This is a genomic window from Ancylobacter sp. 3268, from assembly GCF_031456575.1.
Classification (GTDB): Bacteria; Pseudomonadota; Alphaproteobacteria; order Rhizobiales; family Xanthobacteraceae; genus Ancylobacter.
Genome location: NZ_JAVDUX010000004.1, coordinates 189,982 through 214,606, shown reverse-complemented (window position 1 = coordinate 214,606; position 24,625 = coordinate 189,982). Strand labels below are relative to the sequence as shown.

Below are 24,625 nucleotides of genomic sequence, written 5' to 3'. Positions count from 1 at the left end.
GACCCGCCGCATGCGCCAGAGGCCGCGTGCCCGACGAACGCTCGTCGCCCCCTCCCGCCAGCGGCGGGACGCGTTTCGCTCTCCCGCCGCCGGCGGGACCGATATTCCCTTTTCGAACAGGATGAAGCCGATGGCTCCCCGCGTTCTGATTTCCGACGCCCTTTCCCCCGCCGCCGTGCAGATCTTCAAGGATCGCGGCATCGAGGTCGATTTCCAGCCGAACCTCGGCAAGGACAAGGACAAGCTCGCCGAGATCATCGGCGACTATGACGGCCTCGCCATCCGCTCCGCCAGCAAGGTGACGCCGAAGATCCTGGAGAAGGCGGCGCGGCTGAAAGTGGTCGGCCGTGCCGGCATCGGCGTCGACAATGTCGACATACCCGCCGCCACCGCCAAGGGCGTGATCGTGATGAACACGCCGTTCGGCAATTCCATCACCACCGCCGAGCACGCCATCGCCATGATGTTCGCGCTCGCCCGCGAAATTCCCGCCGCCGACGCCTCCACCCAGGCCGGCAAGTGGGAGAAGAACCGCTTCATGGGCGTCGAGCTGACCGCCAAGACGCTCGGCATCATCGGCTGCGGCAATATCGGCTCCATCGTCGCCGACCGCGCGCTCGGGCTGAAGATGAAGGTGGTCGCCTTCGACCCGTTCCTCTCGCCGGAACGGGCGCTCGATATCGGCGTCGAGAAGGTGGAGCTGGACGACCTGCTGGCGCGGGCGGACGTCATCACCCTGCACACGCCGCTGACCGAGAAGACCCGCAACGTGCTCTCGGCCGAAGCGCTGGCCAAGACCAAGAAGGGCGTGCGGATCGTCAACTGCGCCCGCGGCGGCCTCGTCGACGAGGCGGCGCTGGCCGAGGCACTGAAATCCGGCCATGTCGCCGGCGCCGCCTTCGACGTGTTCGTCACCGAGCCGGCGACCGAGAACCCGCTTTTCGGCCTGCCGGGCGTGATCTGCACGCCGCATCTCGGTGCTTCCACCTCGGAAGCGCAGGAGAACGTGGCGCTGCAGGTCGCCGAGCAGATGAGCGACTATTTGCTGCGCGGCGCCATCTCCAATGCGGTGAACTTCCCCTCGATCACCGCCGAGGAGGCGCCGAAGCTGAAGCCGTTCATCGAGCTGGCCGAGAAGCTCGGCTCCTTCGCCGGCCAACTCACCGACACCGACATCAAGACGGTGCGCCTCACCTATGAGGGCGCGGTGGCCGACCTCAAGATCAAGGCGCTGACCTCGGCGGCGGTGGCGGGGCTGCTGCGCCCGGCGCTCGCGGATGTGAACGTCGTCTCGGCGCCGAGCGTCGCCAAGGAGCGCGGCATCGTGGTGGAGGAGACCACCCGCGCCGCCACCGGCGACTATGAAAGCCTGGTCACGCTGACCGTGGTCACCGACAGGATGGAGCGCTCGCTCTCCGGCACCGTGTTCGCCGACGGCCGCCCGCGCATCGTCGATATCAAGGGCATCAAGGTTGATGCCGAGTTCGCGCCCTCGATGATCTATGTGACCAACGAGGACAAGCCCGGCTTCGTCGGCCGCTTCGCCAGCCTGCTCGGCGATGCCGGCATCAACATCGCCACCTTCGCGCTCGGCCGCGACCATCAGGGCGGCGACGCCATCGCGCTGGTCGAGGTCGATGGCGCGGTGCCGGCCGAGGTGCTGGCCAAGGTGCAGGCGCTGCCGCATGTGAAGCAGGCCAAGCCGCTGACGTTCTGATCGCCGTGACGTTCTGACGGCACTAAGCTACCTAAAGACAGGCGCGCGGATCGCGGGGTCCGCGCGCTTTGCGTTTCAGCGCGCCGCGATGATGAAGCCGGCGACCGCCTCGACGACGCCGGGGGCGAGCGGCAGGTCGGCTTCGGCATAGGTGGCGAGATTGGCGGCGCGGTCGTCGGTCGCCACGCGCTTCAGCACATGATTGACGTCCGGCAGCCGCACCAGCCCTGCCGTCGGCCGGGCAGCGGCGAGCCGGCGGGCGTCCGCGTCGCTCACCTGCAGGTCGCGTCCGCCCTGCACGATCAGCGCCGGCAGGCGGAGGCCGGCGAGCGCCGGCGCCGGATCGAAGGCGAAGGCGGAGATGAGGAAGCGCTGTAGCGGCGGCGCGAACAGCGGTCGCAGCGGCGGGGCGAGCGTCGCCGGATCGACGTGGCGGCCGGCCTCCAGCGCCGCGATGGCCTCGAAGGCGGCGGCGCGATAGGGCGCATTGGCGGGGTTGGCCCGGAACTGTCGGCGCAGCACCTCGCCCATCGGGCGGCCGGGCGTGGCGAGAAGCACGATGCCGCAGAGGCCGTCGGTGTCTGCGGCGGCCTTCAGCGCGACGAGGCCGCCTTCGCTGTGGCCGACCAGCCAGATGCAGGCGGCACCGGTGCGGGCTTTCAGCACCTTCACCCAGGCATGGATGTCGGCGGCATAATCGTCGAGGGTGACGGCGTTCGCATCGGCGAGAGCGCCGGCGCTGCCGAACAGCCCGCGCTTGTCGATGCGCAGGCTGGCAATGCCGCGTGCCGCCAGCGCCTGCGCCAGCAGCCGATAGGGCGCCGCCTTGATGCCGAGCGGGCTGTCGCCGTCGCGGTCGGTGGGGCCGGAGCCGGGAATGATGAGCGCCACCGGCGGGTTCGCTGCCGCCGGCATCAGCAGCGTGCCGGCGAGCGGCCCCTGCGGGCCGGGCGCTTCCAGCGGCGCGGCGACGGCGGGCGCGCAGGGCGCGGCCAGGGTGGCGAGGATTGCCGCCACGAGGCGTGTCGCCGTCGAGCTGCGCATGCGTCAGAACCGTCGATGGTGCCAGAAGACGTGGGGGATGCGCTCCATGCCGGCTTTTTCATAGAAGCCGACCGCTTCCGGCACCGAGGCGAGGATGACGCCGACCCCGTCGCCGAGCTGGCGGTAGGTCTCGTCCATCAGGCCGCGGCCGACGCCGAGGCCCTGGACCGAGGAACTGACGGCGAGATCGGCGAGATATCAGACCCAGGCCGAATCGGTCACCCCGCGGGCGAAGCCGACGAGGCTGCCGGCCCGACGGGCGGTGACGATGAGGTTTGAGCCTTCGATGATCGCCGCGAGACGTGCGTCGTCGTTCACCGGACGGATGCGCGACAGGCCGGATTCGAGGAGCAGCCGGCGATACTCCTCGACGCCGATCCGCGCCTCGCGGGCATAGTCGATCTGCACCTCCGGCGCGGCGATCATGGCGGGGCCGGGCCGCGCCTCACGCCGGAAAGGCGGCGCGGTGCAGCTTGGCGGCCGCCTTGGAGAGCTCGACGATGCGGCCCCAATCGCCGGAGGCGATCGCGTCATTGGGGCACACCCACGAGCCGCCCACGGCGAGGATATTGGGCTGCGACAGGTATTTGCCGACATTGTCCGGGCCGATGCCGCCGGTGGGGCAGAAGCGCAGGTCCGGCAGCGGCGCGGACAGCGACTTGATCAGGTTCGAGCCGCCGACCGCCTCGGCCGGGAACAGCTTCAGCACCGAGAAGCCCGCCGCCGCCAGCGTCATCGCCTCCGAAGCGGTGGCGCAGCCCGGCAGCACCGGCACCGGGGCCTCGGCGAAGGCCTCCAGCAGTGCCGGGGTGACGCCGGGCGACACCAGGAAGCGGGCGCCGGCGGCGATCGACTTCTCGATCAGGTCCGGCCGGGTGACGGTGCCGGCGCCGACGATGGCGTCCGGCACTTCCGCCGCGATGGCGGCCATCGCCTCCAGCGCCGCCGGGGTGCGCAGCGTGACCTCGATGAGCGGCAGGCCGCCCTCGACCAGCGCGCGGGCAAGCTTCACGCCCGCCGCGACGCTGGGCACGGTGACGACGGGAACGACCGGCGCGCGGGCGAGCAGGAAGCTGGGATCGGGAAGCGACATGGCGGGGACCTTTGGCGAATGACGTGAGGGCGGCACGAATTGGGCGGCACGAATTGCGGCAGCGCCGAAGCGCGCGGTCAATCAAAAGCGCCCGGCGCGGATTGTCGAGAGGCTTCCCGAGTTTTATGCCGGTAGGCGACGAGATAGTTTGGCGCCCATGCGGCAGCCGCATGCTTCCGGCATATGCCTTGCACGGCTGTCGTCTCTGCGTCCCGTACCGCGAGTGCCCCGCATGCCGCCGATCTTCGACTACGACCAGCCCTATCCCCGCGACCTCATCGGCTATGGCCGCCACACGCCGGACCCGCGCTGGCCGGGCCGGGCGCGGGTGGCGGTGCAGTTCGTGGTGAACTACGAGGAAGGCGGCGAGAACTGCATTCTGCATGGCGACGCCGCCTCGGAGGCGTTCCTCTCCGAGATCGTCGGCGCCCAGCCCTGGCCGGGCATGCGGCACATGAACATGGAGTCGATCTACGAATATGGCGCCCGTGCCGGGTTCTGGCGGCTGTGGCGGCTGTTCACCCGCCGCAACCTGCCGGTCACGGTGTTCGGGGTCGCCACCGCGCTGGCCCGCAATCCGGAGGCGGTGGCGGCGATGAAGGAGGCCGACTGGGAGATCGCCAGCCACGGGCTGCGCTGGATCGACTATCGCGACCATTCCCAGGCGGCGGAGAAGGCGGATTTCGACGCCGCCATCGCCCTGCACACCCAGGTGACCGGCGAGCGGCCGCTCGGCTGGTACACCGGCCGCACCTCGGTGAACTCGCGGCACATCACCATGGCGGAAGGCGGCTTTCTCTATGATTCCGACGCCTATGCCGACGACCTGCCCTATTGGATCGCGGGGCCGACGCAGCCGCATCTGACCATTCCCTACACGCTCGACGCCAACGACATGCGCTTCGCGGTGGCCGGCGGCTTCAACTCCGGCGACCAGTTCTTCGCCTATCTGCGCGACAGCTTCGACGCGCTCTATGCCGAGGGCTCGGAAGCGCCGAAGATGATGTCGGTGGGGCTGCATTGCCGGCTGGTCGGCCGGCCGGGGCGCATCGTGGCGCTGGAGCGCTTTCTCGACCATATCGCCCGCCACGACCGGGTGTGGGTGCCGCGCCGCATCGACATCGCCCGCCACTGGCATGCCGAGCACCCGCCGGCGTGAGGAGACCGACGTGACCAGACGATCCCTGTGCGCCGCCGCCCTGCTCATCAGCGCCGTCGCCGGCCCGGCCGCCGCCGACACGCTCGCCATTCCGCTGCCGGCGGGAGCGAAGCCGCAGACGATCCATGCCAGCTATCGCTGCGCCGACGGTTCCCGCCTCGCCGTGAGCTACTACAACGCCCCGCCGGTGGCGCTGGCGAGCCTGACGGTGGGCGGCGAGCTCGTGGTGCTGGCCAATGTGCTCTCCGGCTCGGGCGCCCGCTATGCCGGCGGCCGCTTCATCTGGTGGAGCAAGGGCAAGAACGGCGATCTCTATGATCTCACCAAGGGCGAGGACGCGCCGCCCCTGAGTTGCATGGGCAGCTAGAGGGCGGCGCGGCCGGCGGGGGGGCCGATCAGTCGCGTGTCGCCAGCCCCGGCGGCAGATGGCGCTGGACCACCAGGACCAGGATGGCGGTCGACCAGCCGAACATCAATATGCCGTTGGCCGAGGCGAGCGGGCCGAGCAGGCGGGTCTCGACCACCCGCTGCGAGCCGCCATAGCCCAAGGTCGTGTAATTGACGAAAGCCGAGTAATAGGCGTCCTCGGTGCGCTCGGCGAGGCCGAGGAAATCGAAGAGGTACCCCCACAGGCCGACCTCCAGCACATGCGCCGCCAGCATCACCAGATAGGTGGCGACCAGCGCGACGGTGAGGCGGAGATGGACGCGGCGGCGCATCACGCCGTGGAACGGGTTCATCAGCACCACGAGAAGCAGGGTGCCGGCGAGGTGAATGAGCATGGCCACAAGACTGACCGAGAGGCCGAGGACGAGGTCGCTTATCATGAACGGGCCGCTTGGATGAGGCGGGAAGGGAGCGAGTCGGTGAAAGACGTTCCTACTATCCGTGCCATGCGACCGGAGGAAATCCCCCTCGCCATCGACTGGGCGGCCAAGGAGGGGTGGAATCCCGGCCTCGCCGATGCCGCTGGCTTCGGCGCCGTGGACCGCGAGGGCTTCCTGATCGCCGAGATCGGCGGGACGCCGGCGGCGGTGATCTCGGTGGTGAATTACGACCAGGCCTTCAGCTTCCTCGGCTTCTACATCGTGCGGCCGGAGCTGCGCGGGCGCGGGCTGGGCTTCAAGCTGTGGCAGGCGGGCCTCGCCCATGCCGGGGCGCGCAGCATCGGGCTCGACGGGGTGGTGGCGCAGCAGGCCAACTACGCCCGCCAGGGCTTCGCCTTCTCCCATCGCAACATCCGTTACCGCGCCGTCGGTGCTGTCGGGGCGGCCGCTGCGCTGGAGACGACGAGCGACCTGCGCGACGTGCCGTTCGCGGACCTCGCGGCGAACGATGCGCGGGTGTTTCCGGCGGCGCGGCCGGCCTTCCTCAGGGCCTGGCTCGACACGCCGGGCCATGTCGGGCGGGCGGTGCTGCGCCAGGGCTGGCTGGCCGGCTGGGGGGTGATCCGGCCGGCGCGCACCGGGTTCAAGATCGGCCCGCTCAATGCCGAGGACCCGCAGGCCGCCGCGGCGGTGCTCGCCGCGCTGCTCGACGCGGCGGGCGGGGGCGAGGTGTTCCTCGACCTGCCGGAGCCGAATGCGGCGGCGGTGGCGCTGGCCGGGCACCACGGCTTCGCGCCGGTGTTCGAGACCGCGCGCATGTATCGCGGACCGGTGCGGCCGGTGGCGCTGGAGCGGGTCTACGGGGTTGCGAGCTTCGAGCTCGGCTGATCATTCCGGCGGCAGCGGGGCGGCCTTGCGCCGGCCCCACAGCGTGGCGATGACGATGCCGGACAGCACCAGCGCGTAGCCGACCGCGTGGTAGAGGCGGAACGCCTCGCCGAGAAAGGCGATGGCCAGCACCGAGCCGAACACCGGCATCAGGTGGAAGAACGGCGCGGCGCGATTCGGCCCGACCAGGTGGACGCCGCGGATGAAGCAGAGATAGGCTAGTACCGAGGGGAACACCCCGACATAGACGACGATGGCGAGCGTCTTCAGATCGGGGTGGAAGGGGACGCCCTCCATCCGCTCCCAGGCGAAGAGCGGCGCCAGCATCAGGCTGCCGAGCACGGTGGAGACGGTGAGGAAGCCGATCGGGCTCATGCCCGGGCGCCGCGCCAGCAGCGACGAATAGATGCCGTAGATCACCATGGCGGCCAGCACCCACAGGTCGCCGACATTGAAGTCGATGTGCCGGGCGACCGCCGGGTCGCCGCGGCAAATGATGACGAACACGCCGAGCAGCGACAAAAGGATGCCGGCGAACTGGCCGAGCGACAGGTGTTCGCGGTTGATCACCAGCGACCAGAAGGCGATCATCAGCGGGCCGGTGGACTGGATCAGCAGCGCATTGACCGCCGGGGTGTATTGCAGCCCCCAATACATCATGGTGTTGAAGGCGCCGATGCCGGTGAGCGACAGCACCAGCACCACCACGACATGGCCGCGCAGCAGCGGCCATTCGCGCCGGATATGCGGCCAGGCGAAGGGAAGGAGGATCGCCGAGGCGATCACCCAGCGCAGGAAGGCGAGCCCGATCGGCGGCACATGGCCGGCGGCGAGGCGGCCAAGCACGATGTTGCCGGCCCAGAACAAGCTCGTCAGCGACAGGAGCAGATAGGGCGCGTCATAGAGCCGGCGGAACATGGCGGGACCGGAAAGCCTGCGGAACGAGCGTCCGATCTAGAGCCTTTTGCCGTGCTTTGGAATTGCCGGATCGTCGAGAAGATGCTCTCCCGTTCATCGACGGGAGCGATGCATGAGGCACCGCAGCCCGGCCGCAACGCCGCCGGAGGCGCCGCGAAGCGGTTCCCGCGCCGGGCTGCCGGGGAGGCGCCGGAAGCGATCTGAGTGGTTTTGTCGCGCCGGCTCAGCCGGCGACGAAGACGGCGCGTGTCGCCCACGGATCGGCGACGGCGAAGCCGCCGGCACTGTCGCGGACATCCTCTCCGGCGGCGGCGAGACGGGTGCGCAGGGCGGCGATCTCGGCCTCCGGCAGCACCACCTCGTAGTGCACCAGGCCTACCGCGCCCTCCGGCGCCGGGCCGCCGCGCCGGCTCGACCAGGTGTTGAGGCCGAGATGGTGATGATAGCCGCCGGCGCTGACGAAGAGCGCGCCGGGATAGCTCTCGGTGGTGATGGCGAAGCCGAGCTGCCGGACATAGAAGCGGCGGGCGGCTTCGAGATCGCCGACCTGAAGATGCACATGGCCCATGACGGTGGCGTCCGGCAGCGGCTGCGCGACCGGCACCAGCGCCGGCGCCTCGGCGACGAGGCGGTGAAGATCGAGGGCCTCGGTCGCCATGGCGACGCTGGCGCCCTGCCAGCGCCATTCGCTGCGGGGGCGGTCGCGATAGACCTCGATGCCGTTGCCATCCGGGTCGTCGAAATACAGCGCCTCGCTGACGAGGTGGTCGGAAGCGCCGACCGGCACGCGATAGGCGGCAAGGCGCCGCAGCACCACGGCGAGCGCGGTGCGGTCCGGCACCAGGATGGCGAGATGGAACAGGCCGGTGGTGCCGCGCGGGCGCGGGGGAGCGCCGGGTGCGACCTCCAGCTCGACCAACGCACGGCCGCCGGCGCCGAGACGGATCGCGCCGTCGGGTGCGGTACCGAGCGGGGCGAGGCCGACCACGTCGCGATAGAAGGCGACGGACCGCGCGCCGTCGCGCACCCGCAGGCGTACCGCGCCCATGCGCAGCGACGCGGGAAGGGCGGGGGCGGGCGCAATGGTCGGGGCGTTCATGATCGGGCCTCGGGACACGGGAACATCTGCACTGAGAGTCATGCCGGGGCGGTGCGGTTGCAAGTCGCGAATGCTTGCAAGATTGCAAGGTCGAGCTGTCATCGCGGCCGTTTCGGTTCGCCGGGGCGGCGGCCGGGCCGCGGTTAGACACCGTCCAAAGTCCGACAAGTCCCCTGCCAAAGTCTGACATGTCCTTGCCTCCCCCCGGCCGATCCCTTAAGACGTGGGCGCCCCGGTCGGACCGCTTCGCCGGGGTTTCCTTTCGTGCGCGCCCGGTGCTTCCCGTGCCTTTCCGCGCGCCCAATCAGGAGCTCGGCTCGTGGCGAATGTGGTCGTCGTCGGATCCCAGTGGGGCGACGAGGGAAAAGGCAAGATCGTCGACTGGCTCAGCGAGCAGGCCGATGTGGTGGTCCGCTTCCAGGGCGGGCACAATGCCGGCCATACACTGGTGGTGGGCAACAAGACCTACAAGCTCTCGCTGCTGCCTTCCGGTCTGGTGCGCGGGGCGCGGCTGTCGGTGATCGGAAACGGCGTGGTTCTGGATCCGCAGGCGCTGATCGACGAGATCGGCCGCATCCGCGACCAGGGCGTCGAGGTTTCCCCCGAGCGGCTGCGCATCGCCGAGAACGTCACCCTCATCCTGCCGCTGCACCGCGAGCTCGACGCCATCCGCGAGAACGCCGCGAGTGCCGGCACCAAGATCGGCACCACCAAGCGCGGCATCGGCCCGGCCTATGAGGACAAGGTCGGCCGGCGCGCCATCCGCCTGATGGACCTCGCCTATCCAGACACGCTCGCCGACAAGATCGAGCGGCTGCTCACCCATCACAACGCGCTGCGGCGCGGCCTGGGGCTGGATGCGGTCGACGGCGCGGCGCTGAAGGCCGAGCTGCTGGCGCTGGCGCCGAAGGTGCTGCCCTATATGGACCGCACCTGGGCGCTGCTCGACGATGAGCGCCGGCACGGCTCCAAGATCCTGTTCGAGGGCGCGCAGGGCGCGCTGCTCGATGTCGACCACGGCACCTATCCCTTCGTCACCTCCTCCAACACGGTGGCGGCGCAGGCGGCGACCGGCTCCGGCCTCGGGCCGGGGGCGATCGGCTATGTGCTCGGCATCACCAAGGCCTACACCACCCGCGTCGGCGAGGGGCCGTTCCCGAGCGAACTGCATGACGAGATCGGCCGCAGGATCGGCGAGCGCGGCCATGAGTTCGGCACCGTCACCGGCCGGCCGCGCCGCTGCGGCTGGTTCGACGCGGTGCTGGTGCGCCAGACCGTGCGCACCTCCGGCATCAACGGCATCGCGCTGACCAAGCTCGACGTGCTCGACGGGTTCACCGAGCTGAAGGTCTGCACGCGCTACCGGCTCGACGGGCAGGAGATCGACTACCTCCCGGCCGGGCAGGACGCGCAGGCGCGGGTCGAGCCGATCTACGAGGCCATCGAGGGCTGGACCGAATCGACGGCGGGCGCTCGCTCCTGGGCCGATCTGCCGGCCGAGGCGGTGAAATATGTGCGCCGTATCGAAGAACTGATCGGCTGCCCGGTGGCGCTGCTTTCCACCAGCCCCGAGCGTGATGATACAATCCTCGTTCAGAATCCCTTCGAGGCCTGATACTCCGCACAGGTGATCGCTTAGCGTAATGGCTGATTATTATCCGCTTCTGGCCCGTGCCATCGAACAGCAGCCCAACAAGGGCCGCGAGGCGCGCGAGGTCATCTACGCGCGGGCGCGCAAGGCCTTGCTGGCGCAGCTCAGCGGCGTCAACCCGCCCATGGCGGAGGAGGATATCGCCCGGCAGCAGGATTTCCTCGAAGGGGCGATCCGGCGGCTGGAAGCCGATTATGGCGGCGGGAATCCCGAGCCGGTCGTCCCGGCGGCGGCGCAGCCGGCGCCCACGCCCGCCGCGGCCCCACATGCACCGTCGCCGGCGAAGCCGCCCGCGCCGGAGCCTGCCTCGTCCAAGCCCTTCACTTCCAAGCCCTTCACTCCCAAGCCCTTGATTTCCGAGCCTGAAACTCTCAAGCCCGTGGCGTCCAAGCCGGCTGGGCCGACGGTCGAGGGGGCGACGGTCGAGGGGCCGGCGGCGGGCGCCGGGTCCGAGCCGGAATTGCCGGGGCGGGCACCACGTCCGCGTGCGCTGGAAGAAGGCGCCGCCGAGGAGGCGGAGGCTGACGACCTCTGGTATCGCACCGAGCGACCGCTGCTCGACGAGGAAACCGGCCTCGACGCCGACACCGCAGAGCAGGCGAAAGCCTCGCGCGGCCGGCGCTGGAACCTCATCCTCGGCGCCGTGGCGGCGGTGGTGCTGCTCGCCGGTGGGGTGGCAGCGGTGCTGTTCACCGGCATTCTCGGGCCCAAGAGCGAGATCAGCCAGAGCCAGGGCGGTTCCGCGCCCGCCGGATCTCCCCAAACAGCGCAGGCGCCGGCCGGCGCTGCGCCGGAGGCGGCCGGGAAATCCACCGATCGCGTGGCTCAGGCGCCATCCGCGGCGACGGCCCAGCAGCCGGTTGCCCCGCCACCGGCGGTGCAGGCCGCGCCACGGGCGATGCTGCTGGAGGAATCCGCCGGCGGCGGGCAGGGCCTGCAGCAATTTGTCGGCAACGTCACCTGGAGCACCGAGACCTTCCAGCCGGGCACCGGCCAGCCGCAGGACATCGGCATCCGCGCGCTGATCGACATTCCCGACCGGAACTTCAAGGCGACGATGACCATCCGCCGCAATCCGGACCCGAACATCCCGGCGTCGCATATCGTCGACGTGCAGTTCCAGCTGCCGCCCGATTTCGACTACGGCAATGTGTCGAGCGTGCCGGGCATGCAGGCCATGGTCTCGGAAGGGGCGCAGGGCACGCCGCTGCGCGGCCTCGCTGTGCGGGTGGCGCCGGGCTATTTCCTCATCGGCCTGCTCTCGGGCGAGCGCGAGCAGCAATATAATATGAGCATGATGTTCAGCCGCGGCTTCCTCAACGTGCCGGTGGTGTTCGAGAATGGCCGCCGCGCCATTCTGGTGGTGGAGAAGGGAGCCTCCGGCGAGGAGGCCTTCCGCACCGCCTTCACCGCCTGGGGGCTGCTGCGGCCGTCGCAGCCGGCCCAGCCTCCGCAGTCAAACGGCAACTGACGCGGCGCGGCGACCGGCGTGTCGCCGCCGCGATCACCGGCATTTTCCGGCTTCCGCAGCGTCCTTATACCAAAGGATGATCAGCCATGCGTTTAGCGCATGGGCCTGATGTGGCATGCGGTATACCAGATACAAGGCGCCTCCATTACCTTGCTCGACACGAGACAGCGCCATGGAGGCACATATGTTCGCGTCGGTTTTCCCGGTTCTGCCGGCCCTGATCCTGGCTCACGCCTGGATGACGTTCATGGTGGCGCAGACGCTTTCGGCCGAGGCGGAGCTCGCCACCCTGCCGCCGGAAGCCTACCCGATCTGAGGACCTGCCCGAGCGGGCGCCTGCCGTGGCCGATCCCTGGATCGGCACGGGGCGCGTCCTCAGCCCTTGTCCTCAAGCGGCCAGATCTCGACCACCCCATGGGCCACTGCGCAGGGGGTGAGCGATACCAGCCGGATCGCCTGCGCCATATCGGCGGCCTCGATCACCGCAAAGCCGGCGATCGGCAGAACGGAGGACATGAAGGCGCCATCGGTGACTTCGAGCCGTGCCGCCTCCGGGTTGCGCAACTGGACGGGCTGGCCGGCTATGCCCATCAGCGCGCCGTCGCGGCGGAGCTTTTCGTCATGTGCATGCGCGACGTCGCGCAGGGCAGGAGCGATGCGCTCGTAGCCCTCACGGTCGCCATATCCGATCGTCACGAATTTCGGCATGGCCGGTTCTCCCATCGCGGCGCGTCCCTACCCGACGGGCGCGGACGGCTGTGGGGAAGAATGGCACGGGGGCCGGCATGGTTCCCGGAGCGACGACCGGCCGTCATCTGCCTGCCCTTTGGAGCGCCAAAGGCGGCTGACATAAAGAAAGCCCCGCATCGCAGCGGGGCTTTCCATTTCGGGCGGACCGGCCAGGATTACGCCGACCGGAGTTCGCCGCGCTCAGGCGGCGGCGCGCTTGTTCAGCACCTCGACCAGGGTCTTGCCGAGGCGGGCCGGGGAGGGGGAGACCACGATGCCGGCCTCTTCCATCGCCGCGATCTTGTCCTCGGCGCCGCCCTTGCCGCCGGAGATGATGGCGCCGGCATGGCCCATGCGGCGGCCGGGAGGGGCGGTGCGGCCGGCGATGAAGCCGACCATCGGCTTCTTGCGGCCGCGCTTGGCCTCGTCCTTGAGGAACTGCGCGGCTTCCTCCTCCGCCGAGCCGCCGATCTCGCCGATCATCACGATCGACTCGGTGGCGTCGTCGGCGAGGAACAGTTCGAGCACGTCGATGAACTCGGTGCCCTTCACCGGGTCGCCGCCGATGCCGACCGCGGTGGTCTGGCCGAGGCCTTCCTGCGAGGTCTGGAACACCGCCTCATAGGTCAGCGTGCCCGAGCGCGAGACGATGCCGACATTGCCCTTCTTGAAGATGTTGGCCGGCATGATGCCGATCTTCGATTCGCCGGCGGTGACGATGCCCGGGCAGTTCGGCCCGACGAGGCGCGACTTGGAGCCGTCGAGCGCGCGGCGCACCTTCACCATGTCGAGCACCGGAATGCCCTCGGTGATGCAGACGATGAGCGGGATCTCCGCCGAAATCGCCTCGCAGATGGCGTCGGCGGCGCCCGGCGGCGGCACATAGATGACCGAGGCGTCGGCGCCGGTCTTCTCCTTCGCCTCGGCCACGGTGTCGAACACCGGCAGGCCGAGATGGGTGGAGCCGCCCTTGCCCGGCGAGGTGCCGCCGACCACCTTCGAGCCATAGGCGATCGCCTGCTCGGAGTGGAAGGTGCCGTTCTTGCCGGTGAAGCCCTGGGTGATGATCTTGGTATCCTTGGTCAGCAGAACCGACATCACGCAGCCTCCTTCACGGCCTTGACGATCTTCTGGGCGGCGTCGTCGAGATCGTCCGCCGGGATGACGTTCAGCCCGCTCTCGCGGATGATCGCCTTGCCTTCCTCGACATTGGTGCCTTCCAGGCGCACCACCAGCGGCACTTCGAGCCCGACCGCCTTCACCGCCGCCAGCACGCCGCGCGCGATGACGTCGCACTTCATGATGCCGCCGAAGATGTTGACGAGGATACCCTTCACCTGCGGATCGGAGGTGATGATCTTGAACGCCGCCGTCACCTTCTCCTCGGTGGCGCCGCCGCCGACATCGAGGAAGTTGGCGGGGGATTCGCCGTAGAGCTGGATGATGTCCAGCGTCGCCATGGCGAGGCCGGCGCCGTTGACCATGCAGCCGATGGTGCCGTCGAGGGCGATATAGGCGAGGTCGTATTTCGACGCCTCGATCTCCTTGGCGTCCTCCTCGCTCTCGTCGCGCAGCGCCATGATGTCGGCGTGGCGGTAGAGCGAGTTGGAATCGAAGGAGATCTTGGCGTCGAGGCACTTCAGCTCGCCGCCCTTGGTGATCACCAGCGGGTTGATCTCCAGCATCGCCATGTCCTTGGCGACGAAGGCCTTGTAAAGTTTGTCAACCAGCGCCCCGGCCTGCTTGGCGAGGTCGCCGGTCAGGCCGAGCGCCTGGGCGACGGTACGGCCGTGATGCGGCATGACGCCGGTCGCCGGATCGACGGAGAAGGTGTGGATCTTCTCGGGAGTCGAGTGGGCGACTTCCTCGATATCCATGCCGCCTTCGGTGGAGACCACGAAGGCGACGCGCGAGGTGGCGCGATCGACGAGGGCAGAGAGGTAGAACTCCTTGTCGATATCGGAGCCCTCCTCGATATAGACGCGGTTGACCTGCTTGCCGGCCGGGCCGGTCTGGATGGTCACCAGCGTCTTGCCGAGGATCTGCTTCGCATTGGCGGCGGCCTCAGTGGCGGACTTGACGACGCGCACGCCGCCCTTCTCGCCCGCCTCGGCTTCCTTGAACTTGCCCTTGCCGCGGCCGCCGGCGTGGATCTGGCTCTTCACGACCCATACCGGGCCGGCGATCTTCGCCGCGGCGGCATCGGCCTCTTCGGCGCTCAGGATGGCGACGCCGCTCGGCACCGGGACCCCGAATTCGCGGAGCACTCCCTTCGCCTGATATTCATGGATGTTCATAAATCCCGCTCCTCCACAACCGGACGGCCGGAGGCGCGGCGAGCGCCCCCGTCGATTGGCGTATCCGTTTTCCCTATTACGCGCTGCGGCGCAAGGATGCTACTGCACGAAAGTGTTGCTGAGGGTTCCGATGCCCTCAATCACGATGTCCACCGTGTTGGTGGGATTCTTCATCACGCCGACGCCGACCGAGGTGCCGCAGCAGATGATGTCGCCGGGGTTCAGCGTCATGTCGTGCGAGATGCGGCTCACCAGCTGGCGCGCCGAGAACACCATGTCGCTGATCGGGTAGTTCTGCCGCTCGTCTCCATTCAGTACCGTACGCACCACCAGCGTCGCCGGATCGAGGCCGGTGACCACCGCGGGGCCGAACGGGCCGAAGCCGTCGAAGCTCTTGGCGCGCACCCACTGGGCGAAGGTGGCGTCCTTGTTGATGATGTCGGCGGCGGTGATGTCGTTGACGCAGGTATAGCCGAAGATGTGCGCCTCGGCGTCGTCCTCGGAAACGTTGGTCGCCGTCTTGCCGATGACGATGCCGAGTTCGCCTTCATAGACCACCTTGCCGTCATAGCTCACCGGCCGCCGCACTTCCGCGCCGGGGTTGGTGAGGCAGGAGCCGGCCTTGAGCAGATAGAGCGGATCGGCCGGGACCGGCGAGTTGATCTTGGCCGCCAACGCGTGGAAATTGTTCCACAGCGCGAGGATCTTGGTCGGAACCGTCGGGGTGAGCAGCTTCACCGAGGACAGCGCGAGGCTCTCCCCGGTCGGCTGCGCGCCATTGAACATGTCGCCGGTGTGGACGGCGATGCTGTCGCCCTCGAGCGTGCCGAAGCCGGCGACGCCCGAGTGCTCGAAACGAACCCAATGTGCCATTTACGCGGGACTCAGTTGTAGCAGCCGGCGATCTGGGCGCGCTGACGCACCAGAGCCAGCACGATGTCGATGGTCGGGGTCGGGATGCCGGCGAGGCGCCCCATTTCCTGCACCACGGTGACGAGCGGATCGATCTCCATGGCGCGCGAACGCTCGAGATCCTGCAGCATCGAGGTCTTGTGGGCGCCGACGGCACCGGCGCCGTCAATGCGGCGCTCGACGCCGACGCGGAAGTTCACCCCGGACTGCACCGCGATCTCCTGCGCCTCCAGCATCATCGCCTTGGCGACCGCGCGGGTGCCCGGATCGGAGGCGATGGTGTCGAGCGTCGCATGGGTGAGCGCGCTGATCGGGTTGAAGCAGAGATTGCCCCACAGCTTCAGCCACAGCTCGTCGCGGATGTTCGGCATCACCGGCGCGCGCAGGCCGCCGGCGGCGAACGCCTCCGAGAGCTTGGTGACGCGCTCGGTGATCTCGCCGGACGGCTCGCCGAGCGGGAACTTGTCGCCATAGACGTGCTGAATGACGCCGGGCGCTACGACCTCGGTCGCCGGATAGACGATGCAGCCGATGGCGCGCTCCGGGCGCAGGCCCTTCCACTGCTTGCCGCCGGGATCGACGCTTTCCAGCGTGGTGCCTTCGAGCTGGTCGCCGTGCTTGTAGTAGTACCAGTAGGGCACGCCGTTGACGGCGGTGACCACCGCAGTGTCGTTGCCGAGCAGCGGCTGCATGGCATCGACCACGCCCGGGACCGAATGGCCCTTCAGCGCGACGATGACATAGTCCTGCGGGCCGAGATCGGCGGGATTGTCGGAGCAGGCGATGTGCTCGACACGCTCCTCGCCATCGATGATCAGCTTCAGGCCATTGGCCTTCATGGCTTCGAGATGCGGACCGCGCGCGACCAGGCTGACGTCGACGCCAGCGCGCTTCAGCTGCACGCCGACATAACCGCCGATGGCGCCGGCACCATAAATGCAGACCTTCATAGGGCTCCCTCCATTGTCCGCGTCGACCCCCGTACATCGCGGACGTCATTATCTGGTATTTTGTATGCCATGATTGGGCACACTACGACTTTCGTCAAGTCTCATTCGATCGCCCGTGCGCAAACGTCGCGCCTGCCGTTACGTCGGCTTATTGGAGGCGAGGGCAAACTTCCCGACAGTGATTCAAGTTAAGCGAGGCGGTGGTGTATTGTCCACCGTGTAAAGCGTTGTAAATCGCAGAACAATTGTCTCGGCATGCTATCAAAAGACTGCCCCGGCAGTGGGTTCCACTACCGGGGCAGCAATGCTTACTCATCTGATGGTACGGATTCCGATCGGAAAACCGGACCGGGTGATGCGAACGATCAATCACGCATCGGGTGCGACGGTGTGGCCGGCGAGCAGCTCGAGCGCCTTGACCAGCGCCGAGTGATCGAGCGCCGCCCCGCCCTGCGCCGCCACCGCGCTGAACAGCTGCTGCGCCACCGCGGTGGCCGGCAGCGCCATCTGCAGCTGCCGCGCGCCGTTCAGCGCCAGGTTCAGGTCCTTCTGGTGCAGCTCGATGCGGAAGCCCGGATTGAACGTCCGCTTGACGATCCGCTCGCCATGCACTTCCAGGATGCGCGAATTGGCGAAGCCGCCCATCAGCGCCTGCCGCACCTTGGCCGGATCCGCGCCCGCCTTGGAGGCGAACAACAGCGCTTCCGACACCGCGAGGATGTTCAGCGCCACGATGATCTGGTTGGCCACCTTGGTGGTCTGGCCGTCGCCATTGCCGCCGACCAGGGTGATGTTCTTGCCCATCTTCTCGAACAGCGGCTTCACCGTCTCGAAGGCCTTCTCCGGGCCGCCGACCATGATGGTCAGCGACGCCGCCTTGGCGCCGACCTCGCCGCCCGATACGGGGGCGTCGAGATAGTCGCAGCCGAGCTCGTTGATCTTCCTGGCGTATTCCTTGGTCTCCACCGGCGCGATGGAGGACATGTCGACGACGATCTTGCCCGGGGTCAGGCCGGCGGCGATGCCGCCCTCGCCGAACAGCGCCGCGCCGACATGCGGGGTATCGGGCACCATGGTGATGATGATGTCGGAATTCTTCGCCACCTCGGTGGCGTTGGCGCAGGCGACGCCGCCCTTGCCGGTCAGCTCCGCCGGAACCGGCTTGATGTCGTACAGATACAGCGTGTGACCGGCGTCGATCAGGTGCCCGGCCATCGGGTGGCCCATGATCCCAAGACCGACAAATCCTACGTTCGCCATGTTATTTTCCTCGCGTCCTAGACTTCGAATGAATGGTGATCAGGCAGCGCCGGTGAGCGCCGAGATCCAGCCGAGGCCGGCTGCCGTGTCGCCCTTCGGCTTGTATTCGCAGCCGACCCAGCCGGTATAGCCGATGGCATCGAGATGCTTGAACAGGAAGCCGTAATTGATCTCGCCGGTGCCGGGCTCGTTGCGGCCGGGATTGTCGGCAAGCTGGATATGGGCGATCTGGGCGAGGTTCGCCTCGATGCTGCGGGCGAGATCGCCCTCCATGATCTGCATGTGATAGATGTCGTACTGGATGAAGAGGTTGTCGGAGCCGACCTCTTCGATGATCGCCTTGGCCTGCCTGGTGTAGTTCAGGAAGAAGCCGGGGATGTCGCGGGTGTTGATCGGCTCGATCAACAGCTTCAGCCCGGCTTCCTTGATGCGCGGCGCGGCATATTTGAGATTGTTCACGAAGGTGTTGTGCAGTAGCTCGCGATCGGCCCCGGCGGGGGCGATGCCGGCGAGGATATTCACCTGCGGGCAGCCGAGCGCGGTGGCATAGGTGATCGCCTTGTCGACGCCGGCGCGGAATTCGTCCACCCGCTCCGGGAAGATCGCGATGCCGCGCTCGCCGCCGCCCCAATTGCCGGCCGGCAGATTGTGCAGCACCTGGCTGAGATTGTTGGCCTTCAGCTTGGCGACCAGCTCTTCCACCGGGAAATCATAGGGGAAGAGGTACTCGACGCCGGTGAAACCGGCGCTCGCGGCCTTCTCGAAGCGATCGAGAAACGGCACCTCGTTGAAGAGCATGGTGAGATTGGCGGCAAAACGGGGCATGGACCGCTCCTAGGCAGGGACAGGATTTTTGAGCTCTCCCGGATCGGCCGGGAGCGCCGGATCGATAAGAAAACGTTTTCGTTTCAATTGTTTGACGCGGGCTACCCCGACGGGTTGCCCAGGCGCGAGGCACTTTGCCGTCCTGTCGAGGGCGCGCCACGGTGGAGGCGCGCGGCCTCCACCGTGGTGCTATGGGGCGGCATGCGTCCCGCGCCGAACGTTCACGCGTTCTCCTTGGCGGTCTCCAGCGGCAGATCGAGCACTTCCTCGAACTCGTTCACCGCGTCGATCTCCAGACCCATGGCGATATTGGTGACGCGCTCCAGGATGAACTCCATCACCACCGGCACCTGATGCTCGGCCATCAGCGCCTTGGCGCGGGTGAAGGCATCCTTGAACTCGTTGGGCGAGGAGACGCGCACCGCCTTGCAGCCAAGGCCTTCCGCCACCGCGACATGGTCGACGCCGTAGCCGGCATTCTCCTCGGCATTGATGTTGTCGAAGGCCAGCGACACCTCGAAGTCCATGTTGAAGCCGCGCTGCGCCTGACGGATCAGTCCGAGATAGGAGTTGTTCACCACGACATGGATGTAGGGCAGCTTGTGCTGGGCGCCGACCGCCAGTTCCTCGATGAGGAACTGGAAGTCGTAATCGCCGGACAGCGCCACGATCTCGGCGTCCGGATCGGCCGCGCGCACGCCGAGCGCCGCCGGCAGGGTCCAGCCGAGCGGGCCGGCCTGGCCGCAATTGATCCAGTTGCGCGGCTTGTAGACATGCAGCATCTGCGCGCCGGCGATCTGGCTGAGGCCGATGGTCGAGACATAGCGGGTGTCACGCCCGAACGCCTCGTTCATCTCCTCATAGACGCGCTGGGGCTTCAGCGGCACATTGTCGAAATGCGTTTTGCGCAGCAGGGTCTTCTTGCGGTCGAGGCATTCCCTGGCCCAGGCCGCGCGGTCCTTCAGCCTGCCGGCGGCCTTGTACTCCTTGGCGACCTCGATGAAGAGCTCCAGCGCCGCCTTGGCGTCGGAGACGATGCCGAGATCCGGGCCGAAGACGCGGCCGATCTGAGTCGGCTCGATGTCGACATGGATGAACTTGCGACCCTTGGTGTAGACGTCGACCGAGCCGGTGTGACGGTTCGCCCAGCGATTGCCGATGCCGAACACGAAGTCCGAGGCCAGCAGGTTGGCATTGCCGTAGCGGTGCGAGGTCTGCAGGCCGCACATGCCGGCCATCAGGTCGTGGTCGTCCGGGATGGTGCCCCAGCCCATAAGGGTGGGGATGACCGGCACGCCGGTGAGCTCGGCGAACTCGACCAGCAGGTCGGAGGCGTCGGCGTTGATGATGCCGCCGCCGGAGACGATGAGCGGCTTTTCCGCCGCGTTCAGCATCTCGATGGCCTTCTCGGCCTGCTTGCGGGTGAGCTTCGGCTTGTAAACCTCCAGCGGCGCGTAGGTGTCCTCGTCGAACTCGATCTCGGCGAGCTGGACGTCGATCGGCAGGTCGATCAGCACCGGGCCGGGACGGCCGGAGCGCATGACGTGGAAGGCCTGCTGGAACACCATCGGCACCAGCGCCGGCTCGCGGACCATGACGGCCCACTTGGCGACCGGCTTGGCGATGGACTCGATGTCGACCGCCTGGAAGTCTTCCTTGTAGAGGCGCGCGCGCGGCGCCTGGCCGGTGATGCACAGGATCGGGATCGAATCCGCGGCCGCCGAATACAGGCCGGTGATCATGTCGGTGCCGGCCGGGCCGGAGGTGCCGATGCACACGCCGATGTTGCCGGCCTTGGCGCGGGTGTAGCCTTCGGCCATGTGCGAGGCGGCCTCGACGTGGCGCGCCAAGATGTGACGCGTCTTCCCATGGGCGCGCATGGCGGAATAGAGCGGATTGATCGCGGCGCCCGGCACGCCGAAGGCGACGCTGACGCCTTCCTTTTCGAGAACCCGGATAGCAGCATCGACGGCACGCATCTTGGCCATGGCAATTCCTCCTCGCCACCTTCTGGCGACATGACAGGCGACCCCTTCGGCTTGGGCCTCGCCCCGCCGATGCAGGGCCGGCAGCGCCGCGCCGAGGTGTCGGTTCCTTGGTGTCGGTTCCCTTCCAATCCGCGGCGGGCAATGCTGCGGAGCAGCATTATTCCCGCACCGCGGAATGAATTTCCGAAATCGCGGAAAACATGCCACGGGTCTCCCATTTCCGCAATACGGGATATATTTCTGATTTGCGAAAAAATCGGAGTTGCGCCTTTATGATGGGGCGACCCTTGAGGAAGGCGGCTGCCGCCGCGCCGTCGCCTGCGGAGGATGAAAATGAGCGAGGCCGTAACCAGCATTCGACGCCGCGGGCGCCCCTCCTCTTCCGGTGCCGCCGAGAGCGGCGGCGAGGTGCAGTCGCTCGATCGCGCGATCTCGCTGCTGGAAGTGCTGGCACTGTCCGACGGCATGACGCTGAGCGAGCTCGCGCGCCGCGCCGAACTACCGACCTCCACCGTGCATCGGCTGCTCGCCACGCTCGATCGCCGCGGCCTGGTGGGTAACGACCCGGCAACCGGGCAGTGGATGGTCGGGCTGGGCCTGTTCCGCATCGGTTCGGCCTATCTGCGCATCCGCAAGCTGCCGGAGATTTCGCGCATGCTGCTGCGGGAATTGTCCGGCGCCGTCGGCGAGACCGTCAATCTCTCGATGATCGACGGGCCGCACCTGATCTGCGTCGCGCAGGTGGAGAGCCATGCGGCGGTGCGCGCCTTCTTCCGCATCGGCGGGGCGCTGCCGATCCACGCCTCGGGCGGCGGCAAGGCGATTCTCGCGGCGATGAACCCGGAGGCCCGGCGGGCTTGGCTCGGCGGCGATCAGTTGCAGCGTTTCACCGAGCACACCCATGTGAGCCGGCGCGCCTTGCAGGCCGATCTCGCCGACCTTGCCGAGCGCGGCTATTCGATCGACGACGAGGAACACACGCCCGGCATGCGTTGCGTCGCCGCCGCGGTGCTCGACGAGTGGCGCGAGCCGGTAGGGGCGATCTCGATTTCCGCACCGACGGTGCGCATGCCGCCCGAGCGCATCGCCGATCTCGGCGCCCGCGTCCGTGACGCCGCGCAGCGACTGACCCACCGCTATTCTGGGTTGTAGAATTTCGCGGTTCTTCCAATATTCCGCTTGTCTCGGCAGGCGGTCGGGTTATCGTGCGCTACAACCACTGGGCGGGGCGTGCGATAGATATGCAACTTTTAAGAGTTCGTCGGCCGGCGGTGTTCGATGCGGCGCCGGAATGGCGGATGGGACTGCATCTGGCGGTCGGCACCGATGAGCGGGCCTATCTGGTGATCGGTGGCGAAGTTGCCGTCGCTGTCGAGGAGATCGGCACCCCCATCGAGCCGGTCGAGCGCGTGACCTATCTCACATCTTCCTGGCTGCGGCCGGACTGCCCGCGTCGCGAGGAACTGTTCGAGGAATGGCTCGACTATCTCTGGCCGACGCCGGAGCTGAGAGCGGTCGGCGGGGAGGAACTGGGCTTGCCGGGTCGCGGGGTCGGTCTTCGCGTGGCGCCGCCCGCCGAAGCCGGCGCGGCGAACGGCCTCGCCACCGCGCCGGCGAATGGCGGGCAATTGCCTTTCGCCACCCGCAGCCAGCCCGGCACCATCGTCTATCGCTGGGAGCCATTTCCGGTCAGCCGGCGCTGCCGGGCCGGCGGCTCGATGATCGCCGCCGCGAGTTTTGCCGCGCCGGAGCAGGAGCGGCCGTTCATGCCCAGCGGCTTCGCTGCGGCCAGCCGGCTGGCGTGGCCTTCGCTGCTGCCGGCCTGCTTCCTCTATGCGCTCGAACCGGCGGCGGATTCCGCCATCGAATGTGGGGCGGTGGGGCCGATGCCGGATGGCGGGGTGAAAATGCGTTTCCCCCATGCCACGCCAACCCGGGCGATGATTGCCGCACCGGCGGTGCTGCCGCCATTGTGAGCGGTTGAATCGAGGGAGCTTGCAATGCCGGATGTGGCGGCGCCAAGGGGCCTGCCGATGCGCGGCAGTCGCTGCCTTGATCTGGAGCCGGACCAGACACGGGACCCGCGGCCCGATCGGTGGCCGGCAGCCTGAAATTCAAAAAATGGCCGGCGCACCCGCTCTCCGGATGCGCCGGCTCAGTCGCCTAGGAGGAACCGAACGTCAGGTGGCTGCCCGGACCGGACGAGGTGTCCGGCGGAACAGTCGCCAGAGCGCTCCGCTCCGGGAGGCTCGTGGGCGGCGCGGCGCCCCGTGGCGCGCGCCGCCGATCTTCAGACGGCCGGGGCGGCAAGCGCCGCCGGCCGGGGTTCCGATCAGACGCCTTTGCCGATCAGACCGCCTTGGCGTCGTGCAGCTGGGCGATCTCTTCCTGCGAATAGCCGAGGTCGGCGAGCACTTCGTTGGTGTGCTGGCCGAGCAGCGGCGAGGCGGTGATGTTGACCTCGACGTCCGAGAACTTGATCGGCGAGCCGACGGTCAGGTACTTGCCGAGCTTGGGATGATCGACCTCGACCACGGTGCCGCTCTTGCGCAGCGACGGGTCGTTGGCGATCTCCTTCATCGACAGCACCGGCGCGCAGGGGATGTCGAACTTGCGCAGGATGTCGATGGCCTCGAACTTGGTCTTGTCCGAGAGCCAGTTCTCGATGAAGGCGAAGATGTCGAAGATCTTGTCCTGGCGGGCTTCGGCGGTGTTGTAGGCCGGATCGTCGATCCACTCCGGCTTGTTCAGCGCCTTGCAGATCGGCGCCCAGGCGTGGCCCTGCACGGTGAAGTAGATATAGGCGTTCGGGTCGGTCTCCCAGCCCTTGCACTTCAGCACCCAGCCCGGCTGGCCGCCGCCGCCGGCATTGCCGCCGCGCGGAACCACGTCCGAGAACTCGCCGTGCGGGTACTGGGGATATTCCTCGAGATAGCCGAGGGCGTCGAGGCGCTGCTGGTCGCGCAGCTTGACGCGGCAGAGGTTCAGCACCGAATCCTGCATCGACACGGCGACCTTCTGGCCCTTGCCGGTCTTGATCTTCGCATGCAGCGCCGTGAGGATGCCGATGGCGAGGTGCATGCCGGTGTTCGAATCGCCGAGCGCGGCGGCCGACACGGTCGGGGGGCCGTCCCAGAAGCCGGTGGTGGAGGCGGCGCCGCCGGCGCACTGCGCGACGTTCTCGTAGACCTTCAGGTCCTCATAGGCGTGGCCTTCCGAGAAGCCCTTCACCGAGGCGAGGATCATGCCCGGGTTGAGCGACTGGATGTGCTCCCAGGTGAAGCCCATGCGATCGAGCGCGCCGGGGCCGAAATTCTCGACCATCACGTCCGACTCTTTGATGAGCTTCGTCAGCACTTCCTTGCCCTGCGGGGTCTTGGTGTCGAGGGTCAGGGAACGCTTGTTGGAGTTCAGCATGGTGAAGTACAGCGCGTCGGCGTCCTTCACATGGCGAAGCTGGCTGCGCGTGACGTCGCCCGCGCCGGGACGCTCGACCTTGATCACGTCGGCGCCGAACCAGGCGAGAAGCTGGGTGCAGGCGGGACCCGCCTGGACGTGGGTGAAATCGATGATCTTTATACCTTCAAGCGGCTTAGACATCGTTGTCGACTTCCCTTCATTCGGTTTCGTTCGGCACGACGGCTCTCCCGAGCGTGCCGTAGAACTGAGCTCCTACCCGCGCAGGTATCAGGAGCTTCCGTCTCCCCGTCTCCGCCGACGAGCCGGCGGAGTACGTCCCAGGTGGTGTTCGACATCGGAATTACGGACATCCGACCGTTCACGACTTCTTCTGCCAC

The 24,625-nt window shown here is 67.9% G+C and carries 23 protein-coding genes and 2 pseudogenes; 9 read left to right on the top strand and 16 right to left on the bottom strand.

Annotated elements, in window-relative coordinates; translation table 11 throughout:
- The first annotated feature begins 130 nt into the window (after positions 1 to 130).
- Positions 131 to 1,717 (top strand): phosphoglycerate dehydrogenase, encoded by a 1,587-nt coding sequence (gene serA, locus J2X65_RS07270; protein WP_310199778.1) that lies wholly within the window; start codon positions 131 to 133, stop codon positions 1,715 to 1,717.
- 75 nt (positions 1,718 to 1,792) lie between these two features.
- Here the strand turns inward: serA and J2X65_RS07265 are convergent, their stop codons facing one another.
- From J2X65_RS07265 to eda, 4 genes and pseudogenes are all read right to left on the bottom strand, one after another.
- Entirely contained in the window at positions 1,793 to 2,761 is a 969-nt protein-coding gene (locus tag J2X65_RS07265) for an alpha/beta fold hydrolase (protein WP_310199776.1), read from the bottom strand.
- A 3-nt stretch (positions 2,762 to 2,764) separates the two neighbouring features.
- Positions 2,765 to 2,947, bottom strand: a pseudogene (locus tag J2X65_RS07260) (GNAT family N-acetyltransferase); the annotation flags it as partial.
- 12 nt (positions 2,948 to 2,959) lie between these two features.
- Complete coding sequence (locus J2X65_RS07255) at positions 2,960 to 3,187, bottom strand: hypothetical protein (RefSeq protein ID WP_310199774.1); 228 nt, start codon at positions 3,185 to 3,187, stop codon at positions 2,960 to 2,962.
- Between the two features lie 19 nt (positions 3,188 to 3,206).
- Positions 3,207 to 3,854, bottom strand: a complete 648-nt coding sequence (gene eda, locus J2X65_RS07250) for a bifunctional 4-hydroxy-2-oxoglutarate aldolase/2-dehydro-3-deoxy-phosphogluconate aldolase (RefSeq protein ID WP_310199772.1) — start codon at positions 3,852 to 3,854, stop codon at positions 3,207 to 3,209.
- 232 nt (positions 3,855 to 4,086) lie between these two features.
- Between eda and puuE the strand changes: the two are divergent.
- Together puuE and J2X65_RS07240 are read left to right on the top strand one after the other, a co-directional pair.
- Positions 4,087 to 5,004 (top strand): annotated as a pseudogene (puuE, locus tag J2X65_RS07245) (allantoinase PuuE); the annotation flags it as partial.
- A 19-nt stretch (positions 5,005 to 5,023) separates the two neighbouring features.
- A complete protein-coding gene (locus J2X65_RS07240) occupies positions 5,024 to 5,380 on the top strand; it encodes an MliC family protein (protein ID WP_310199770.1) in 357 nt (118 codons plus the stop codon).
- A 28-nt stretch (positions 5,381 to 5,408) separates the two neighbouring features.
- Here J2X65_RS07240 and J2X65_RS07235 read toward each other — a convergent pair whose 3' ends face one another.
- A complete protein-coding gene (locus J2X65_RS07235; protein ID WP_310199768.1) occupies positions 5,409 to 5,840 on the bottom strand; it encodes a two pore domain potassium channel family protein in 432 nt (143 codons plus the stop codon).
- Between the two features lie 15 nt (positions 5,841 to 5,855).
- On the opposite strand from J2X65_RS07235, the gene J2X65_RS07230 reads away from it, so the two are divergent.
- Complete coding sequence (locus J2X65_RS07230) at positions 5,856 to 6,728, top strand: GNAT family N-acetyltransferase (RefSeq protein ID WP_310199766.1); 873 nt, start codon at positions 5,856 to 5,858, stop codon at positions 6,726 to 6,728.
- Here the strand turns inward: J2X65_RS07230 and J2X65_RS07225 are convergent, their stop codons facing one another.
- A complete protein-coding gene (locus tag J2X65_RS07225) occupies positions 6,729 to 7,646 on the bottom strand; it encodes a DMT family transporter (protein ID WP_310199764.1) in 918 nt (305 codons plus the stop codon).
- A gap of 223 nt (positions 7,647 to 7,869) precedes the next feature.
- The gene (locus J2X65_RS07220) at positions 7,870 to 8,745 is read right to left on the bottom strand and encodes a VOC family protein (protein ID WP_310199762.1); all 876 of its coding nucleotides are present in this window, start codon (positions 8,743 to 8,745) and stop codon (positions 7,870 to 7,872) included.
- Positions 8,746 to 9,064: 319 nt separating this feature from the next.
- Between J2X65_RS07220 and J2X65_RS07215 the strand changes: the two genes are divergently transcribed.
- The 3 genes from J2X65_RS07215 (at position 9,065) to J2X65_RS07205 (ending at position 12,183) form a co-directional block, all read left to right on the top strand.
- Positions 9,065 to 10,360: an adenylosuccinate synthase gene (locus tag J2X65_RS07215; RefSeq protein ID WP_310199760.1), complete on the top strand. Its 1,296-nt coding sequence runs from the start codon at positions 9,065 to 9,067 to the stop codon at positions 10,358 to 10,360.
- A gap of 28 nt (positions 10,361 to 10,388) precedes the next feature.
- Complete coding sequence (locus tag J2X65_RS07210) at positions 10,389 to 11,867, top strand: hypothetical protein (RefSeq protein WP_310199758.1); 1,479 nt, start codon at positions 10,389 to 10,391, stop codon at positions 11,865 to 11,867.
- 184 nt (positions 11,868 to 12,051) lie between these two features.
- Positions 12,052 to 12,183 carry a hypothetical protein gene (locus tag J2X65_RS07205; RefSeq protein ID WP_271180486.1) on the top strand — a complete coding sequence of 44 codons (132 nt, stop codon included), beginning with the start codon at positions 12,052 to 12,054 and terminating at the stop codon, positions 12,181 to 12,183.
- A gap of 59 nt (positions 12,184 to 12,242) precedes the next feature.
- On the opposite strand, the gene J2X65_RS07200 is transcribed toward J2X65_RS07205, so the two are convergent.
- The 8 genes from J2X65_RS07200 to gcl form a co-directional block, all read right to left on the bottom strand.
- Positions 12,243 to 12,575 carry a YciI family protein gene (locus tag J2X65_RS07200; RefSeq protein WP_310199756.1) on the bottom strand — a complete coding sequence of 111 codons (333 nt, stop codon included), beginning with the start codon at positions 12,573 to 12,575 and terminating at the stop codon, positions 12,243 to 12,245.
- A 222-nt stretch (positions 12,576 to 12,797) separates the two neighbouring features.
- Positions 12,798 to 13,694, bottom strand: a complete 897-nt coding sequence (sucD, locus tag J2X65_RS07195; protein ID WP_310199754.1) for a succinate--CoA ligase subunit alpha — start codon at positions 13,692 to 13,694, stop codon at positions 12,798 to 12,800.
- Positions 13,694 to 14,893: an ADP-forming succinate--CoA ligase subunit beta gene (gene sucC, locus J2X65_RS07190; RefSeq protein ID WP_310199752.1), complete on the bottom strand. Its 1,200-nt coding sequence runs from the start codon at positions 14,891 to 14,893 to the stop codon at positions 13,694 to 13,696. The genes sucD and sucC overlap by 1 nt, the downstream gene beginning before the upstream one ends.
- A 99-nt stretch (positions 14,894 to 14,992) precedes the next feature.
- Positions 14,993 to 15,766, bottom strand: a complete 774-nt coding sequence (locus tag J2X65_RS07185) for a fumarylacetoacetate hydrolase family protein (protein ID WP_310199750.1) — start codon at positions 15,764 to 15,766, stop codon at positions 14,993 to 14,995.
- A gap of 11 nt (positions 15,767 to 15,777) precedes the next feature.
- Complete coding sequence (locus J2X65_RS07180; RefSeq protein ID WP_310199748.1) at positions 15,778 to 16,755, bottom strand: 2-dehydropantoate 2-reductase; 978 nt, start codon at positions 16,753 to 16,755, stop codon at positions 15,778 to 15,780.
- A 369-nt stretch (positions 16,756 to 17,124) separates the two neighbouring features.
- A complete protein-coding gene (locus tag J2X65_RS07175) occupies positions 17,125 to 18,015 on the bottom strand; it encodes a 2-hydroxy-3-oxopropionate reductase (RefSeq protein WP_310199746.1) in 891 nt (296 codons plus the stop codon).
- A gap of 39 nt (positions 18,016 to 18,054) precedes the next feature.
- Positions 18,055 to 18,840, bottom strand: coding sequence for a hydroxypyruvate isomerase (gene hyi, locus J2X65_RS07170; protein WP_310199744.1), 786 nt, complete (start codon positions 18,838 to 18,840; stop codon positions 18,055 to 18,057).
- Between the two features lie 221 nt (positions 18,841 to 19,061).
- Complete coding sequence (gene gcl / locus J2X65_RS07165; protein ID WP_310199742.1) at positions 19,062 to 20,828, bottom strand: glyoxylate carboligase; 1,767 nt, start codon at positions 20,826 to 20,828, stop codon at positions 19,062 to 19,064.
- 333 nt (positions 20,829 to 21,161) lie between these two features.
- Here gcl and J2X65_RS07160 point away from each other — a divergent pair, with 333 nt between their 5' ends.
- A complete protein-coding gene (locus J2X65_RS07160; protein ID WP_310199740.1) occupies positions 21,162 to 21,980 on the top strand; it encodes an IclR family transcriptional regulator in 819 nt (272 codons plus the stop codon).
- Between the two features lie 146 nt (positions 21,981 to 22,126).
- Positions 22,127 to 22,804 carry a hypothetical protein gene (locus tag J2X65_RS07155; RefSeq protein ID WP_310199738.1) on the top strand — a complete coding sequence of 226 codons (678 nt, stop codon included), beginning with the start codon at positions 22,127 to 22,129 and terminating at the stop codon, positions 22,802 to 22,804.
- A gap of 373 nt (positions 22,805 to 23,177) precedes the next feature.
- Here the strand turns inward: J2X65_RS07155 and frc are convergent, their stop codons facing one another.
- Positions 23,178 to 24,428, bottom strand: coding sequence for a formyl-CoA transferase (gene frc / locus J2X65_RS07150; protein ID WP_310199736.1), 1,251 nt, complete (start codon positions 24,426 to 24,428; stop codon positions 23,178 to 23,180).
- Positions 24,429 to 24,625 lie beyond the last annotated feature (197 nt).